Raw genomic sequence first — 15,845 nt, forward strand, 5'->3', positions numbered from 1 at the left:
GCCTTGTTCCGTTGATCGAGGCCGAAGGGGCTCGGCAGACGAGAGAGAAGAAGCAGGTGCCGCCCGGACTCGGCACCTGTCCGCTGGCCGCCTGAAGCAGCCGGGTTTCTCTTACCAGCGAAAACGCAGCACCTCGCCTTGGTCTTCCGGCGGCGATGGTAGCTCGGCGGGCCGCCCCGGTTCTTCGACGGGCGTCTCGGCATCGATCGGCTGGGCGCCGTTATCAGCCGCGGCACCAACCGGCGGCACCTCGGTTTCAGTCGGGCGCTCATCGACCTCGTCAGCTGGCACTTCCTGCAGACGTGCCAAGGCGAGTTGTGCCCGAAGTTGCTCGGGGCTGGCATTGAGGCGATACACCAGGCGATCGCTATCGACCCGCTGCAAGCGGGCGTTGAACGGCTCGAGCAGGCGATCCAGCTCGGCAAAACGCTCGACATCGGCGCCCAGCACTTCGAGCGTGATTTCCGAGACCGCTCCCGGGGCGACACGGTATTGCGGTGCCAGGAAAGTACTGACGGCCAGCAATATCTCATCGGCCACGGCGGCGCGCGTGCCACCGCTCGCCTTGCCCTGGGTCTGCTTGTCGCCAAGCCAGAAATGCCAGTTCGCCTGCCAGCTGTCGTCGGAGTGCTTTGCCAGCACGGCGAGCAGGCCATCGGCATCGTAGCGCTCGGAAACGTCGCGAAGCGCCCGAGGCTCGTCTGCCGCAACCGCTTCAGCAGTGGCGGCGATCTGCTCGCCAAGATCGGCCAGCGGCAAACGCAGCGGCAAACCACGATGCTGTGCGGCCGCCTGCAGCTCGGATGCGCCGTCCTGCGCATCACCGATCAGCTGCGAACCATCACTCGACTCCGTCAACCACCAGGTCAGAACGCTGGGACGATCGCCCCCCCACAACGACAACCCGGCGCTGCGCAGCGCGCGCTCGGTGGTGGTCGGGTCGAAGCTCACCACCACCGCACCGTCCTCGTAGGCATATCGGCTGATCAGTTGCTGTGGGTCCTTGCGTAGCTGCGCAACGGCAGCCTGATCCGTCTTGGGATCGCCGGTCAGACGCAACACCAAGGTATCGAACGCCTTGCGCAACGCCTCTTCGCGCTCCGCGGGCTGTTGGCTGGCAACCGGCTCACGCACTTTGTACAGGTCGCTGACAGGTGCCGCCAGGCTGTGAGCGGAAACCATGGCACAGCACAAAGCTATAACGCGGGGGATAAGGGGCATGCGGATACTCGCTGGCTGGCCAGTCATGGGAAGCCTACCGGTCGCTCGGCGGCGGCCGGATGCGGCAACGTGAACACGCGTTATACCTTAAACAGGCGCTTGAATCGGGGCAACCGCCGCACTTGCGCGTCACAGGCTCGACTCGACTCGCCGCTTTAGCCCACGGCAGCCGGATCGGGCGTGCGGGATGGTCGCTATGCGGCAAGCCTGATAAAATCGCGCGCTTTCCGCTGACCGGTCCGGCGCCCTCGCCATGTCGAGACAGCTGCCTCGTCCCACCGGTCGCCCCGCACTCTCCTCACAGGTCCGGATCTCTATGAGCAAGCAACCCTCCATCAGCTACAAGGACGCCGGTGTCGACATCGATGCAGGCGAAGCGCTGGTCGAACGCATCAAGGGCGTAGCCAAGCGCACTGCGCGTCCTGAAGTCATGGGCGGGCTGGGCGGCTTCGGCGCGCTCTGCGAAATCCCGGCGGGCTACAAACAGCCCGTGCTGGTATCCGGCACCGACGGCGTGGGCACCAAGCTGCGCCTGGCGCTGAACCTGAACAAGCATGACAGCATTGGCCAGGATCTGGTGGCCATGTGCGTCAACGACCTGGTGGTCTGCGGCGCCGAGCCGCTGTTCTTCCTCGACTACTACGCGACCGGCAAGCTCAATGTCGACATCGCCGCCACCGTGGTCACCGGCATCGGTGCCGGCTGCGAACTGGCAGGCTGCTCGCTGGTGGGCGGCGAGACGGCAGAGATGCCTGGCATGTACGAAGGGGAAGACTACGACCTGGCGGGCTTCTGTGTCGGCGTGGTGGAAAAGAGCGAGATCATCGACGGGACAACCGTGACCGCGGGCGATGCCCTGATCGCACTGCCCTCCTCCGGACCGCATTCCAACGGCTATTCGCTGATCCGCAAGATCATCGAAGTCGCCGGGGCTGACATCGAGAACACCCAGCTCGACGGCAAGCCGCTCACCGAACTGCTGATGGCGCCGACCCGCATCTACGTCAAGCCGCTGCTCAAGCTGATCAAGGACACCGGCGCGGTGAAGGCCATGGCACACATCACCGGTGGCGGCCTGCTGGACAACATTCCGCGGGTACTACCCGAGGGCAGCCAGGCGGTCATCGACGTCGCCAGCTGGCAGCGTCCGGCGGTCTTCGACTGGCTGCAGGAGCAAGGCAATGTCGAAGAGCACGAGATGCACCGTGTGCTGAACTGCGGCGTGGGCATGGTCATCTGCGTGGCCCAGGACCAGGTCGACACCGTGCTCGACAATCTGCGTGACGCCGGTGAACAACCATGGGTGATCGGTCAGATCGCGGCGGCCGGCGAAGCTGCCGAGCGCGTCGTTCTGAACAACCTGAAAAGTCACTGATGAGCGCGACCTGCAACATCGTTGTGCTCATATCGGGATCGGGCAGCAACCTGCAGGCCCTGATCGACAGCCTCGACGCCGACAACCCGGCACGCATCTGCGCGGTTGTTTCCAATCGTGCAGAAGCCTTCGGACTGCAACGCGCGCAGGCTGCGGGCATTGCCACGCACTTGGTACGGCACAAGGACTACGCCGACCGGGAAGCCTTCGATGCGGCGTTGATGGATATCATCGACACGCATCAGCCAAATCTGGTGGTGCTGGCGGGGTTCATGCGTATCCTCACCCCCGGCTTCGTGCGCCACTTCCAGGGCCGGTTGCTCAACATACACCCGTCGCTGTTGCCGAAATACAAAGGTCTGGATACCCATCGCCGGGCGCTGGATGCTGGCGATTGCGAGCATGGCTGCAGCGTCCATTTCGTCACCGAGGAACTCGATGGTGGCCCCGTGGCCATTCAGGCTGCGTTTACCGTCGAGCCCGGCGACAGCATCGACAAACTCACCGAGCGGGTGCATGCGGCCGAGCATGTCATCTATCCTCTGGCCGTTCGCTGGTTCGCCGAGGGCCGCTTGCGCCTCGCCGAACAAGGCGCGATGCTGGACGAAACCCTGCTGCCGGCTACCGGCCATCTGTTACGAATCTAGGAGATATTATGCGTCGCGCCTTGCTGCTCGCTCTCGCCGTACTGGCTCTGCCGGTCCAGGCTCTAGAGCTCAAGCCCTTCTCCGCCAGCTACACCGCCGACTGGAAACAGGTGCCGGTCAGTGGCACCGCCCAGCGCAGCCTGGAAAAGCTCGACGGTGATACCTGGCAGCTGGATTTCGAAGCCTCCATGTTGGTGGCCAGCTTCAACGAGCGCAGCACCTTCAAGGTCGAAGGCGATACCTTCATTCCGCAGAAGTATCGGCTCAAGCGCAGCGGGCTCGGCAAAGGCAAGGTCATCAAGCACGACTTCGACTGGGCCGCGAAGCAGGTCGTCGGAGAAGACCGTGGTGATCCCATCAAGCTGCCGCTCAACCGCGGCCTGCTGGACAAATCCACCTACCAGATCGCCCTTCAGCAGGCCGTAGCGGCCGGCGAGAAGAGCATGAGCTATCAGGTCGTCGACGGGGATGAAATCGAAACCTACGATTTCCGTGTCCTCGGCGAAGAGAAGGTCAGTACCAAAGCCGGGCAGGTGGATGCGATCAAGGTCGAACGCGTGCGTGACCCGACCCAGAGCAAGCGTCAGACGATTCTCTGGTTCGCCACCGACTGGGATTACCTGCTGGTCCGCCTGCATCAGGTGGAAAAGGACGGCAAGGAATACCAGATCATGCTTGATGAAGGCACCGTCGGCGGCAAAGCCGTGAAAGGTGACTGATTTCACCTGCGCCAGCTCGCTGGCGCAGCTTCACTCGCTGCAATACCGAGCCCATCGATGACTTGCTACCGCGCCCTGATGTTCGCCCTGCTGCCGGTTTTCGCAGGCTGCCAATCCATGCCCTGGAACCATCAACCGCCCGGGCAACCGATCGAACGGCTACAGGGTGAGGTCACGCGTAGCGAGGGCAAGCTCTTGCTGCGCACCTGCCAGGGCGAGCGACAGGTAGAGCTACTCGACTCGCAAGCGACGGGTTTCGGTGACGATGCACAAGCGCTGTGGGCTGACGGCAGCGCGCCCTTATTCGCCGACGTCCGTGGCCGACTGGTCTCACGAGCCAACGGCAACGCACAGCTGCAATTGACCCAGATCTACCGCCTCGAGGGCGATGGCCACGGCTGCAACGCCCGCGAGTTCGACCAGCTCACCCTCCGTGCTGGCGGCCACGAGCCGGGCTGGAGTATGCGGATCACGAATCAAGGCATGCTGCTCCAACGCCCGGATCAGCCCCCCTTGGCCCTTCCCTTTCTGGAAGAACAGTTGCCGGGCGGGCAAACCAGCTTTAGCAGCGAGGCGAACAACCAGCGCCTCGATCTATGGGTAGCTCCGCAACGCTGCGTCGACAGCGCCACCGGCGCGGTCACCCACCTGACAGCCGAGCTGCGCCTGGACGACCAGACCCTGCGCGGCTGCGCCTATTACGGTGGTGCACGTAGCGAATGAATCTGTCGAAGCGTGAATCAGCACGCTTCCCGAAGTCTCGAAGACCACGACCATGAATGATGACCTTTCCCTCCTGCAGCCCTATCCATTCGAGAAGCTGCGCACCTTGCTCGCTGGCGCCCAGCCGCCGGTCGAGAAGCGCCCGATAGCCTTGTCGATCGGGGAGCCGAAGCACCCTTCCCCCGATTTCGTCGCCCAGGCGCTGGCCGCCAATCTCGATCAACTGGCGGTTTACCCTTCCACGCTCGGCATACCGGCGCTGCGCGAATCGATCGCCCGCTGGGCCGAGAAGCGCTTCGGCGTCGCACCTGGCGGCATCGACCCGGCCCGCCATGTGCTGCCGGTCAACGGCACCCGTGAAGCCCTGTTCGCATTCACCCAGGCCGTAGTCAACCGCGGCACCGATGCGCTGGTGGTCAGCCCGAATCCTTTCTATCAGATATACGAAGGCGCCACGCTGCTGGCCGGTGCCACGCCGCACTACCTGCCCTGCACAGCCGAGAACGGTTTCAACCCCGATTTCGATGCGGTCTCGGCCAGCACATGGCAACGCACTCAAATCCTTTTCCTTTGCTCGCCCGGCAACCCGACCGGTGCGCTGGTGCCCCTCGACACACTGAAGAAACTGATCGCCCTGGCCGACCAGCATGATTTCGTCATCGCTGCGGACGAGTGCTATAGCGAGCTGTATTTCGATGAGGAGCAACCGCCGGCGGGACTACTCACCGCCTGCGCCGCACTTGGGCGCGATGATTTCAAGCGCTGTGTGGTCTTCCACAGCCTCTCCAAGCGCTCCAACCTGCCTGGGTTGCGCTCCGGATTCGTCGCTGGCGATGCCGAGATCCTCAAGGCGTTCCTGCTCTACCGCACCTACCACGGCTGCGCCATGCCGGTGCAGACACAGTTGGCCAGCATCGCCGCCTGGAGCGATGAAGAGCACGTCCAGGCCAACCGACAGCTCTACCGCGAGAAATTCGACGCCGTGCTGGACATCCTTACCCCGGTAATGGACGTGCAGCGCCCCGATGGCGGCTTCTATCTCTGGCCAAAAACGCCTGTCGACGACCAGCAATTCACCCGCGAGCTGTTCGCCCGTGAGCACGTTACCGTGGTGCCGGGTTCTTACCTGTCGCGCGAGGTACACGGCGTCAGCCCTGGAGCAGGGCGGGTGCGCATGGCGCTGGTCGCGCCGCTGGCCGATTGCGTCGAGGCCGCTGAGCGCATTCGCGCCTTCATTGCCACGCTATGACGAACAAGCCGGACGTCGAAACGTCCGGCTTGCGCTTCAGGCGACGCCCGGCGGGATCATGTCCTTGCCGTAGTCGCGCAGCTTCTCGAGGTTTTCCGGTTTCATGTGTTCCGGAATGTCCGTGGCGTTTTCATCACGCTCGTCACGCTCATCGATATCAGGCTTTTCGGGCTCGTTCATGGCGTCCTCCGTCAGATTGCGTTCTCTTCCCAGATTAGCTCACCGTCTTCACTGATCTCCCGGACCTTGGTCAGGGCCGCCTCGGCAGCGACATCGGCTTCGGACGCGAGATCATACCGTCGGCCATTGGCGACCTTGAATACGTGGGCATTTTCGTCGCTATCACGCCGCTTGACCGCGATCACCGCCTCGAATCCCTCATCGGCGGGAACGGCCGACGAAATGGCCTCATGGTTTTCGAAATGCTTGCGTGCCATACATGACCTCATCGTTGCGATTGTGAACAATGGACAACGTTCGGAGCGAAAAAGGTCGACCGCCGTACTGCCACTGAACCGAGCACCGTCGCAGTGACTCCATCTTTCAACAGTCGACGAGACCCTGACCATGGCCATGAACGAGACCTATACCGCCAGCGCACCTTCACGAGAAGAAATCGACGCCCTCGACGGCTTCACCCTTATCGAATTCGGTACCGACTGGTGCGGTCACTGTCGCGCCGCGCAGGCGCCATTGGCCAGTGTTCTGGCCGGCAAGCAGCTGCGTCATCTGAAGATCGAGGATGGCCCGGGACGTCCACTCGGGCGCTCATTCCGCGTCAAACTCTGGCCGACCCTGATCCTGATGCGTAACGGCGAAGAACTGGGCCGCGTGGTCCGCCCGACCAGCGCCCAGCCGATCGAGGCGCTGCTGCGTAACATCGAGGGCGCGACAAGCGGCTGACCCTCACCAGGACACAGCCCCCTCTGGCAAGCGGCAGGCTTCGCCTCATCGTGGCATAATCCGCGGTCCAGTTTGGCCGGAGAAAGCGGAGCCTGTTATGCCTGAACGAAACAACGGACTGTGCCTGTATGGCATCAAGGCGTGCGACACGATGAAAAAGGCCCGTACCTGGCTCGACCAGCAGGGGCTGAGCTATACCTTTCACGACTACAAGAGCGCTGGTATCGACCGCGCCCACCTCCAAGCCTGGTGCGAAGAGCATGGCTGGCAGACCGTACTCAACCGTGCCGGCACCACCTTCCGCAAACTGGACGATGCGCAGAAAGCCGATCTTGACCAAGCCAAGGCCATCGAATTGATGCTGGCCCAGCCGTCGATGATCAAGCGTCCGGTCCTCGACCTCGGCGACAAGACGCTGATCGGTTTCAAGCCGGATACCTACGCTGCCGAGCTGGCAGTCAAGAACTGAACTCGCACTCGAGACGAGTGCGATCGATTAAGGACTCCCCTATGAGCAACTCCCTCTTCAGCCTGGCGTTCGGCGTCGGCACCCAGAACCGTCAGGGCACCTGGCTGGAAGTCTTCTACGCGCAGCCGTTGCTGCGCCCGGCCGGTGAGCTGGTCGATGCCATCGCACCGCTGCTCGGCTATCAAGGCGGCAACCAGGCGATCTCCATCAGCACCACCCAGGCCGCGCAGCTGGCCGATGCGCTGAAGTCGATCGACGCCACCCAGCACGCGCTACTCACGCGCCTGGCCGAAAGCCAGCGCCCTCTGGTGGTGACCCTGCTGGCCGAAGATGCCGCGCTGACCTCAACGCCCGAGGCCTACCTCAAGCTGCACCTGATCTCCCATCGCCTGGTCAAGCCGCATGGCCTGAACCTGACCGGCATCTTCCCGCTGCTGCCCAACGTAGCCTGGACCAACCAGGGCGCGGTGGACCTGGCCGAACTGGCCGAACGCCAGCTTGAGGCACGCCTGAAGGGTTACCTGCTGGAAGTCGTCTCGGTCGACAAATTCCCGAAAATGACCGACTACGTGGTCCCGGCCGGCGTCCGTATCGCCGACAGCGCCCGGATCCGCCTCGGTGCCTACGTCGGCGAAGGCACTACCGTGATGCATGAAGGCTTCATCAACTTCAATGCCGGCACCGAAGGTCCGGGCATGATCGAAGGCCGCGTTTCGGCAGGTGTATTCGTCGGCAAGGGCTCGGATCTGGGCGGCGGTTGCTCGACCATGGGCACCCTGTCCGGCGGCGGCAACATCGTCATTTCCGTGGGCGAAGGTTGCCTGATCGGCGCCAACGCCGGCATCGGCATTCCGCTGGGTGACCGCAACACCGTCGAGTCAGGCCTGTACATCACCGCAGGTACCAAGGTGAACCTGCTCGACGAACAAGGCGAACTGGTCAAGGTGGTCAAGGCCCGTGAACTGGCCGGCCAGACCGACCTGCTGTTCCGCCGCAATTCGCTGACCGGCGCGGTCGAATGCAAAACGCACAAGTCCGCGATCGAGCTGAACGAAGCACTGCACGCGCACAACTAAGCTGAAACCGATCGAAGCGCTGGAGGCCCAAGGCTGACCAAGGAGCGACCCATGGCCGCTCCGCCACCAGCCTCAGCCGCTTCGGGCACAGAGCCATAGGACGAAAACGATGTCGCTTGTATCCCCCTGGCGTGCCGACTTCCCTGCCCTGGCCATCCTCGAGGCCCAAGGCCAGACCTATCTCGACAGTGCCGCCACTGCACAGAAACCGCAGGCCCTGATCGATGCACTCACCGGTTATTACACCTGCGGCACCGCCAACGTACATCGCGCCCAGCACCAGCCAGCCGAACGTACGACGCGGGCATTCGAGGACGCGCGCGTCAAGGTGGCCAAATGGCTGAACGCCTCCTGCCCGACCGAGATCGTCTTTACCCGCGGCGCCACCGAGGCGCTCAATCTGCTCGCCTACGGGTTGGAACACCTGATCGAGGCCGATGACGAAATCGTCGTCAGTGCGCTGGAGCATCACGCCAATCTGCTGCCCTGGCAGCAACTGGCCAAGCGTCGTGGCGCCAGATTGATCGTGCTGCCGCTGGATGCCCGTGGCCGCATCGATATGGACGCCGCAAAGCAGCTCATCGGCTCGCGCACCCGGCTGTTGGCCGTCAGCCAGTTGTCGAACGTGATCGGCAGCTGGCAGCCGCTGCCCGATCTGCTCCCGCTGGCCAAGGCGCAAGGCGCCATGACCGTGGTCGATGGCGCGCAGGGCGTGGTCCATGGTCGGCACGATATGCAGGCGCTGGTCTGTGACTTCTACGTGCTGTCGAGCCACAAGCTCTACGGCCCGGAAGGCGTCGGTGCGCTTTACGGTCGCGGTGAGTCACTGCTCAAGCTCAAGCACTGGCAATTCGGTGGCGAGATGGTCCGCATCGCCGATTACCAGCACGCCGAATTTCATGCAGCCCCGCTGGGGTTCGAAGCCGGCACGCCGGCCATCGGCAGCGTGATCGGCCTCGGCGCGACCCTGGATTACCTGTCGAAACTCGACGCCACCGCGGTCGCCGGCCACGAACAGGCGCTGCACCAGGGACTGCTTGCCGGGCTGGCAATACGCGACGGCATCGAGCTGCTCGGCGAGCCGCAAGTCGCCCTGGTCAGTTTCACCGTCGCAGGCGTCCATCACGGCGATCTGGCCCATTTGCTCACCGACCAGGGTATCGCCGTGCGCAGTGGCACTCATTGCGCGCAGCCGCTGTTGAAGTCGCTGGGGATCGAAGGCGCGACCCGGGTCTCGCTCGGGTTGTACAACGATGGGGACGACCTGGGGCGGTTCTTCGGCGCGCTGGACCGGGCACTGGACATGCTGCGATGAGCGATCTCCCCAAAGCGGCCAAAGAAGCGCTGCAGACCTTTCAACAGGCGGCTGGCTGGGAGCAACGCGCCCGACTGCTGATGCAATTGGGTGACCGCCTCCAGCCGCTCGCCGACGCCGAGCGCAGCGACGCCAATCTCGTGGCAGGCTGCGACAGCAAGGTCTGGCTGGTGGGAGAACGGCGCGACGGCCACTGGCATTTCCGCGGCACCAGCGAAGCGCGCCTGCTGCGCGGCCTGCTCGCCGTCCTCCTGGCCCGGGTCGATGGCCTGGAGGCGTGTGAACTGCAACGCATCGACGTGTCGGAGTGGTTCAGCCAGCTGGAGCTATCCCGTCAGCTCAGCCCATCCCGAGCCAACGGAATGAACGCCGTGCTGGGGCGGATGCGCGCGCTGGCGTCGGCAGGCTGAGCAACCCCACTCAACCGATGGCTGGCCCAGGCGTCCGCTCAGCGGGCCGCCGCGCGCCCGCCACCAGCTTGTCTACCGCGCGTGCTGCCGCCACCAGACCAAAGCTGGCGGTGACCATCATCGCGGCACCGAAACCGCCGGCACAGTCGAGTTTTACGCCTTCACCGACGAAACTCTTGCTTTGGCAGACGCCACCGTCCGGCTTGGGATAGCGCAGCTGCTCCGTGGAAAACACGCAGGGCACGCTGTAAGTGCGCCCGGGCGTGCGCGAGAAGTTGTATTCGCGCCGCAGCAGCGAGCGCACCTTGGCTGCGAGCGGATCGTTGAAGGTCTTGTTCAGATCGGTGACCTGGATCTGCGTCGGATCCACCTGACCGCCCGCGCCGCCGGTCGCGATGATCTGGATCTTGCGCCGTTTGCACCAGGCGATCAGCGCAGCCTTGGCCGGTACACTGTCGATGCAGTCGATGACGCAGTCGAGCTGCTCGGTGATGTATTCGGCCATCGTTTCTCGCGTCACGAAATCGGCCACCGCGTGCACCACGCACGCCGGGTTGATCGCCTTGATCCGCGCAGCCATCTCGTCGACCTTGGGCTTGCCGACAGCGCCTTCCAGCGCATGCACCTGGCGATTGGTATTGGTGACGCAGACGTCATCCAGATCGAACAGACTGATTTCACCCACGCCACTGCGCGCCAGCGCCTCGACCGCCCACGAGCCGACCCCGCCGATGCCGACGACCGCCACATGGGCTCTGGCCAGGCGCTCGAGCCCCTCGGAGCCGTACAGACGGGCAATGCCGCCGAAACGTTGATCATCGATTGCCATAAGCCCCCCAGGAATATCGGCCGATTATAGAGCGCTGCCCTGCCCGCTCCCAGCCAGGCCCGGATTTGTGGCCAGCCGGCAACGGCGTTCGATGACTACAGTTGGACATGGCAGCCGTTTTCGCGCCGCCCAGTCCGCCAATTTAATTTAATATGGCGCCCTTTCCTTCGCCCGCCCGGAGCCGTGATGAGTACCGCCGCCCTCTCTGCCACCCTCGAACTCGCCTGCGAGCTGATCAACCGGCCTTCGGTCACGCCGCTGGACGAGGGTTGCCAGCGGCTGATGAGCGAGCGTCTGGCCGCCTGCGGCTTCGCCATCGAGCCGATGCACATCGAGGACGTCGAGAACTTCTGGGCGATCCGTGGCAACGAAGGCCCGGTGCTGTGCTTTGCCGGCCATACCGATGTGGTGCCCACCGGCCCGCTGCAAGCCTGGCACAACCCGCCGTTCGCCGCGCGAGTCGACGAGAACGGCATCCTCCACGGCCGTGGCGCAGCGGACATGAAGGGCAGTCTGGCGTCGATGATCATTGCTGTGGAGCGCTTTACCGCAGACCATCCGGCGCACAAGGGCCAGATCGCCTTTCTGATTACCAGCGATGAAGAAGGCCCGGCACACCACGGCACCAAGGCGGTAGTCGAACGTCTGCGCGAGCGCGGGCAGCGGCTGGACTGGTGCATCGTCGGCGAGCCGTCGAGCACCAGTCAGGTCGGCGACGTGGTCAAGAACGGCCGTCGCGGCTCGCTCGGCGGCACGCTGACGGTACGCGGCCAGCAAGGCCACGTGGCCTATCCGCACCTGGCGAAGAACCCGATTCACCTCGCCGCTCCAGCGCTGGCCGAACTGGCCGCCGAACACTGGGACGATGGCAATCCGTTCTTCCCACCGACCAGCTTCCAGATCTCCAACCTGAACTCCGGCACCGGCGCGACCAACGTCATTCCCGGCACGCTGGAGGCGGTATTCAACTTCCGCTTTTCCACCGAATCCACCGTCGAAGCCTTGCAGCAGCGCACCGCAGCCATTCTCGACAAGCATGGCCTGGACTGGAGCGTCGACTGGGCACTGTCGGGCCTGCCCTTCCTCACCGAACCCGGCGAGCTGCTCGACGGCGTGGCTGCAGCGATTCGTAGCGTCACCGGCCGTGAAACCACCCCTTCGACAAGCGGCGGCACGTCCGACGGGCGTTTCATTGCCACGCTGGGTACCCAGGTGGTCGAACTGGGCCCGGTCAATGCGACGATCCATCAGGTCGACGAACATATCCTCGCCAGCGATCTCGACCTGCTGACCGAGATCTACTACCAGACGCTGGTCAACCTACTCGCATGCTGATCTGCCCGCTCTGCCAGGCCGCGCTCATCGCAGTCGACAATGGCGTCGCCTGCCCGGCCAATCATCGCTTCGATCGGGCCCGCCAGGGTTATCTGAACCTGCTGCCCGTGCAGCACAAGAACAGTCGCGATCCCGGTGACAACCAAGCCATGGTCGAGGCCCGCCGGCGCTTCCTCGACGGCGGGCACTATGCGCCGCTGGCCGCACGACTGGCGCAGCTGGCAGGCGAGCGTTCGCCGAGGCGCTGGTTGGACATCGGTTGTGGCGAGGGTTATTACACCGCCCAGATCGCCCAGGCCCTGCCGGACGCCGATGGCTATGCGCTGGATATTTCCCGCGAGGCGATCAAACGCGCCTGCAAGCGCGCGCCGCAGCTGGAGTGGCTGGTGGCGAGCATGGCACGTGTGCCGTTGGCCGACGGCAGCTGCGATCTGCTGGCCAGCGTATTCAGTCCGCTGGACTGGAACGAAGCCCACCGCCTGCTCGCGCCCGGCGGAGGCCTCCTGCGCATGGGGCCGACTCGCGAGCATCTGTGGGAACTGCGCGGTCTGCTGTATGACGAGATACGCGATTACGACGACGAAAAACACCTCTCGCTGATCCCAGACGGCATGCACCTGGCCAACAGCGAGACGCTCTCCTACGAGCTATTGCTCGATGACCCGCAGGCCCGGGCCGATCTGCTGGCGATGACTCCGCATGGCTGGCGCGCCAGCGCCGAACGGCGCGCCAAAGTGATCGACACATCGCTGAAGGTTCGGGTTGCGATACGCTACGACTGGATCGAGCGAGACCGCTAGTACATTCAAGACAAGACGCTCCTGAAGCGGGCAGCTGCTACCTTGCTCCCACCCGCCAAAGGCTCGCAACCTCACAGACAGGGCCACCGCTCATGCGTCAACCGGACATCGAGATTTACCTCAGGGACGCCAGCCAGGATGCCGTAACCCAATGGCTCGCCCGGTCGGTCGGGCCCTGCACCCCCTGGCAGCCCAAGGGCCATACCTTCAAATGCAAGGCCGGCGACATTCCGGTGACCTGGCTGCCCAAGGCCGTCGGCAAGTGGCACAGCCTGCTGTTGGAAAGCGACTCAACGCCCTGGGAAGACGACGTCGCCTGCGCCCGTGCCGCCTATCAGGCATTGGGTGTGGAGATCCGTTGCGCGCCAGGTGGCTGGCAGGAGGAGGAATCGGTCGAGGACGCCGATCGCTGGATCAGCATCAGCGAGCGTGGCGAAGCGGAAATCCTCTGGCGTACCGATTGAGCGACGCCGGCGTCGGTAGTTCAGCTTCCGCGCCGGCAGGCTTTCGCCCTCTCCCCTTTAGCGAGGGGGCCGTGATGAGGGGGCGTCGTGAGTTATGGGGCATGCATTCCCGGCAGCACACCACGCTCCGTTCGAGTTATTCAGCGCGCCCGATCGGAAAGAAGTGGCCATGGCTCCAAACACCCAGCCAATTGCCACCCTCGATGTCATGCGGCACCGCCAACTCGACGAGCTGGTAGAACACGTTGCGGTGAATCAGCGCTTCCAGGTTCGCTCGTACGAGCACATACGGTGCCGGTTCCTGGGTTCGCGCATCGATCTCGACCCGTATCGGACGGTCAGCTCCGGCTTCGGTTTCGTTGCCGACATTGGTAACGAAGCGCAACACCTGCGCCTCCCCCGCCCCTTCGACCACTAGCTCGACGGCTACGAAAGGCGCGTCGTCCACGGTAATGCCCACCTTTTCCACCGGGGTTACCAGAAAATAATCATCCCCGTCCCGCCGAATTACGGTGGAAAACAGCCTGACCATGGCCGGACGCCCGATCGGTGTCCCCATGTAGTACCAGCGACCATCACGCGCGATCCGCATGTCGAGATCGCCGCAAAAAGGCGGGTTCCACAAGTGCACCGGCGGCAAGCCCTTGCTTCCCGACTGGGCAATCTGATCGAGCAGGTTTGCGGCTTTTCCAGCATCGCTCATGTGCGCTCCTTAACGGCTGAGGCCTGTCAGGCGCCGGGCGTAGTCGCGCAAGGGCGGTCCCAACAAGACCTGTGGCGTCGCATCGTAAATGTTCAGCAATCCACCACGGCTGCGGATTCGTGCCGTATCGACCAGGTAATGGTTTCCGGTCTCGATCAACATCAGCTGGATCACCCCCGTATCGACACCCAGGCGATCCAGCGCGCGCTGGTCATTGAGTTCATCGAAGCTGCCGATACGATCGTCCGCTGCGGCAAATCGCGTGTACAACAAGTAATGGGCACCGGCTGCCCGCGCTTGGTTCAACGCCTCTTCCAGCCCGGCCGGCTCCGCAGCGCGTCTGACCAGCGGAAAGTACTCGACAAAGCCCTTGAAGGCCTCTTCGGCGACGACGTTCGGCCGAGGGTAGGCATTGCCGGGCGGGACGAAGTGTCCTTGCGCGATGTAGATGAACGAGTCGGGCTGCAGACGCCAGGAGGCCGACCGCACCGTTTCACTGTGATCGAGGACGCCCGCGTCGCTGAGCTGATAGCGCGCACCATCGGCCAGATCACTGACGCTCATGCAGCCGCTCAGGGCGAGCAACGCCACGATAAGGCAAACCACTTTCATCTTTCGCTCCTGCCGCTGACTGAAAACCGACGTATCTGGCGAAGCAATGCAGTAACCACGCCAGCTCTGCATATCCGGGCCCATTGGTTCGACGCAGGCAGGTGAGCGGCTGGGACTGGCCGCCTGAAAGGGCTGTTCGGCCCGAATGCGCAGCCTATTCGCTGCTCGGAGCAGTGCCGTCTGACGCGGCGCTCGCTATCGGGCATCGTCGCCAGCCCGGAGGACGCGTTGCTCGAGTCGAAGCGTCTTTGACGCATAGACACTCGCCGTAAGCGACCCTGTAGGCCAGGCGGCGCGCTGGTCCGGCGATAGCAGGCTAGTCGCGCTTGCGCTTGTTGCCCATGCGCACGCCGATATCCATAAGGAACTGGAAGAACCCTTCCTGATCTTCCAGGACGTTGCTCCAGAACGGCGAGTGATACAGCGCCACGGCGCCGTGAACCAGCGCCCAGGCCGCGCAGTAATGGAAGTATGGCGGCACGTCTTCCAGCTTGCCTTCTTCGATACGCCCCTTGATCAGTTGCGTGAGGTGTTCGAAATTCGACGCGCGGATGCGATGCAGCTCCTCCACCATGTCTGGCACCTGGTTGCCCTTGACCACCTTTTCCTCGAGGCGGTCGAACAAGCGGTAGCGCTGAGGGTCCCGCATACGGAACTCGAAGTAGGCGCGCGACAGCGCTTCCTTATCCTGGTCGAGGCTGGGCGAATGCAGCAGCTCGTTAAGATCGCGCTCGTAATCGAGCATCAGCCGCAGATAGATTTCGGCCTTGGACTTGAAGTGCTTGTAGATGGTGCCTTTGCCGATGCCGACCCGGTCGGCGATCATCTCGACGGTGACGCTGTCCTCTCCTTGTTCGAGGAACAGCTGAAGCGCGGTGTCGAGAATTTCTTGTTCACGACGGCGGAATTCACGGACCTTCCGAGGTTCATTTTGCATAGGAGGCTGCGGCTTGGAAATTGAAGCAGATGATTATGCCTATCTAGTCAGAAAATGC

General features: G+C 63.6%; 20 protein-coding genes. 13 read left to right on the plus strand and 7 right to left on the minus strand.

What is annotated here, in order from left to right; translation table 11 throughout:
* Window positions 1-111 precede the first annotated feature (111 nt).
* On the minus strand, window positions 112-1,221 hold the full coding sequence (locus KCX70_RS14940; RefSeq protein WP_212618017.1) for a DUF2066 domain-containing protein: 1,110 nt from the start codon (window positions 1,219-1,221) through the stop codon (window positions 112-114).
* Between the two features lie 316 nt (window positions 1,222-1,537).
* On the opposite strand from KCX70_RS14940, the gene purM reads away from it, so the two are divergent.
* Genes purM through dapC form a run of 5 tightly spaced genes read left to right on the plus strand, consistent with a single transcriptional unit; the run spans window position 1,538 to window position 5,934 of the window.
* Window positions 1,538-2,596 (plus strand): phosphoribosylformylglycinamidine cyclo-ligase, encoded by a 1,059-nt coding sequence (gene purM / locus KCX70_RS14945; RefSeq protein WP_102852263.1) that lies wholly within the window; start codon window positions 1,538-1,540, stop codon window positions 2,594-2,596.
* Window positions 2,596-3,243 (plus strand): phosphoribosylglycinamide formyltransferase, encoded by a 648-nt coding sequence (purN, locus tag KCX70_RS14950; RefSeq protein WP_212618018.1) that lies wholly within the window; start codon window positions 2,596-2,598, stop codon window positions 3,241-3,243. The genes purM and purN overlap by 1 nt, the downstream gene beginning before the upstream one ends.
* A gap of 8 nt (window positions 3,244-3,251) precedes the next feature.
* Window positions 3,252-3,962, plus strand: a complete 711-nt coding sequence (locus KCX70_RS14955; protein WP_021209171.1) for a DUF3108 domain-containing protein — start codon at window positions 3,252-3,254, stop codon at window positions 3,960-3,962.
* 57 nt (window positions 3,963-4,019) lie between these two features.
* A complete protein-coding gene (locus KCX70_RS14960; RefSeq protein WP_212618019.1) occupies window positions 4,020-4,685 on the plus strand; it encodes a COG3650 family protein in 666 nt (221 codons plus the stop codon).
* 52 nt (window positions 4,686-4,737) lie between these two features.
* On the plus strand, window positions 4,738-5,934 hold the full coding sequence (gene dapC, locus KCX70_RS14965; RefSeq protein ID WP_212618020.1) for a succinyldiaminopimelate transaminase: 1,197 nt from the start codon (window positions 4,738-4,740) through the stop codon (window positions 5,932-5,934).
* Window positions 5,935-5,970: 36 nt separating this feature from the next.
* Here the strand turns inward: dapC and KCX70_RS14970 are convergent, their stop codons facing one another.
* Together KCX70_RS14970 and KCX70_RS14975 are read right to left on the minus strand one after the other, a co-directional pair.
* Window positions 5,971-6,114, minus strand: coding sequence for a hypothetical protein (locus KCX70_RS14970; protein ID WP_021209168.1), 144 nt, complete (start codon window positions 6,112-6,114; stop codon window positions 5,971-5,973).
* 11 nt (window positions 6,115-6,125) lie between these two features.
* A complete protein-coding gene (locus tag KCX70_RS14975; protein ID WP_021209167.1) occupies window positions 6,126-6,371 on the minus strand; it encodes a hypothetical protein in 246 nt (81 codons plus the stop codon).
* Between the two features lie 130 nt (window positions 6,372-6,501).
* Here KCX70_RS14975 and KCX70_RS14980 point away from each other — a divergent pair, with 130 nt between their 5' ends.
* From KCX70_RS14980 to KCX70_RS15000, 5 genes are all read left to right on the plus strand, one after another.
* Complete coding sequence (locus KCX70_RS14980; RefSeq protein WP_102852268.1) at window positions 6,502-6,837, plus strand: thioredoxin family protein; 336 nt, start codon at window positions 6,502-6,504, stop codon at window positions 6,835-6,837.
* 97 nt (window positions 6,838-6,934) lie between these two features.
* Window positions 6,935-7,306: an ArsC family reductase gene (locus KCX70_RS14985; RefSeq protein ID WP_021209165.1), complete on the plus strand. Its 372-nt coding sequence runs from the start codon at window positions 6,935-6,937 to the stop codon at window positions 7,304-7,306.
* 41 nt (window positions 7,307-7,347) lie between these two features.
* Window positions 7,348-8,382, plus strand: a complete 1,035-nt coding sequence (dapD, locus tag KCX70_RS14990) for a 2,3,4,5-tetrahydropyridine-2,6-dicarboxylate N-succinyltransferase (RefSeq protein ID WP_102852269.1) — start codon at window positions 7,348-7,350, stop codon at window positions 8,380-8,382.
* Window positions 8,383-8,491: 109 nt separating this feature from the next.
* Window positions 8,492-9,697 (plus strand): aminotransferase class V-fold PLP-dependent enzyme, encoded by a 1,206-nt coding sequence (locus KCX70_RS14995; protein WP_212618021.1) that lies wholly within the window; start codon window positions 8,492-8,494, stop codon window positions 9,695-9,697.
* The gene (locus KCX70_RS15000; protein ID WP_212618022.1) at window positions 9,694-10,107 is read left to right on the plus strand and encodes a SufE family protein; all 414 of its coding nucleotides are present in this window, start codon (window positions 9,694-9,696) and stop codon (window positions 10,105-10,107) included. Before KCX70_RS14995 ends, KCX70_RS15000 begins: the two co-directional genes overlap by 4 nt.
* Before the next feature lie 10 nt (window positions 10,108-10,117).
* Here KCX70_RS15000 and tcdA read toward each other — a convergent pair whose 3' ends face one another.
* The gene (gene tcdA / locus KCX70_RS15005; protein WP_212618023.1) at window positions 10,118-10,936 is read right to left on the minus strand and encodes a tRNA cyclic N6-threonylcarbamoyladenosine(37) synthase TcdA; all 819 of its coding nucleotides are present in this window, start codon (window positions 10,934-10,936) and stop codon (window positions 10,118-10,120) included.
* Window positions 10,937-11,122: 186 nt separating this feature from the next.
* Between tcdA and dapE the strand changes: the two genes are divergently transcribed.
* The 3 genes from dapE to KCX70_RS15020 all read left to right on the plus strand — a co-directional run bounded on the left by dapE (window position 11,123) and on the right by KCX70_RS15020 (window position 13,535).
* On the plus strand, window positions 11,123-12,271 hold the full coding sequence (gene dapE / locus KCX70_RS15010; protein ID WP_212618024.1) for a succinyl-diaminopimelate desuccinylase: 1,149 nt from the start codon (window positions 11,123-11,125) through the stop codon (window positions 12,269-12,271).
* A complete protein-coding gene (locus KCX70_RS15015; RefSeq protein ID WP_212618025.1) occupies window positions 12,265-13,071 on the plus strand; it encodes a putative RNA methyltransferase in 807 nt (268 codons plus the stop codon). The genes dapE and KCX70_RS15015 overlap by 7 nt, the downstream gene beginning before the upstream one ends.
* Before the next feature lie 92 nt (window positions 13,072-13,163).
* Entirely contained in the window at window positions 13,164-13,535 is a 372-nt protein-coding gene (locus tag KCX70_RS15020; protein WP_021209158.1) for a hypothetical protein, read from the plus strand.
* A 136-nt stretch (window positions 13,536-13,671) separates the two neighbouring features.
* On the opposite strand, the gene KCX70_RS15025 is transcribed toward KCX70_RS15020, so the two are convergent.
* The 3 genes from KCX70_RS15025 to KCX70_RS15035 form a co-directional block, all read right to left on the minus strand.
* Window positions 13,672-14,238: a DUF1285 domain-containing protein gene (locus KCX70_RS15025; protein ID WP_212618026.1), complete on the minus strand. Its 567-nt coding sequence runs from the start codon at window positions 14,236-14,238 to the stop codon at window positions 13,672-13,674.
* Between the two features lie 9 nt (window positions 14,239-14,247).
* Window positions 14,248-14,850: a DUF4823 domain-containing protein gene (locus KCX70_RS15030; protein ID WP_212618027.1), complete on the minus strand. Its 603-nt coding sequence runs from the start codon at window positions 14,848-14,850 to the stop codon at window positions 14,248-14,250.
* Between the two features lie 316 nt (window positions 14,851-15,166).
* A complete protein-coding gene (locus tag KCX70_RS15035) occupies window positions 15,167-15,787 on the minus strand; it encodes a TetR/AcrR family transcriptional regulator (RefSeq protein WP_021209155.1) in 621 nt (206 codons plus the stop codon).
* Between the last annotated feature and the right edge of the window lie 58 nt (window positions 15,788-15,845).

Source organism: Stutzerimonas stutzeri, from assembly GCF_018138085.1.
In the GTDB taxonomy this organism is placed as follows: domain Bacteria; phylum Pseudomonadota; class Gammaproteobacteria; order Pseudomonadales; family Pseudomonadaceae; genus Stutzerimonas; species Stutzerimonas stutzeri_AI.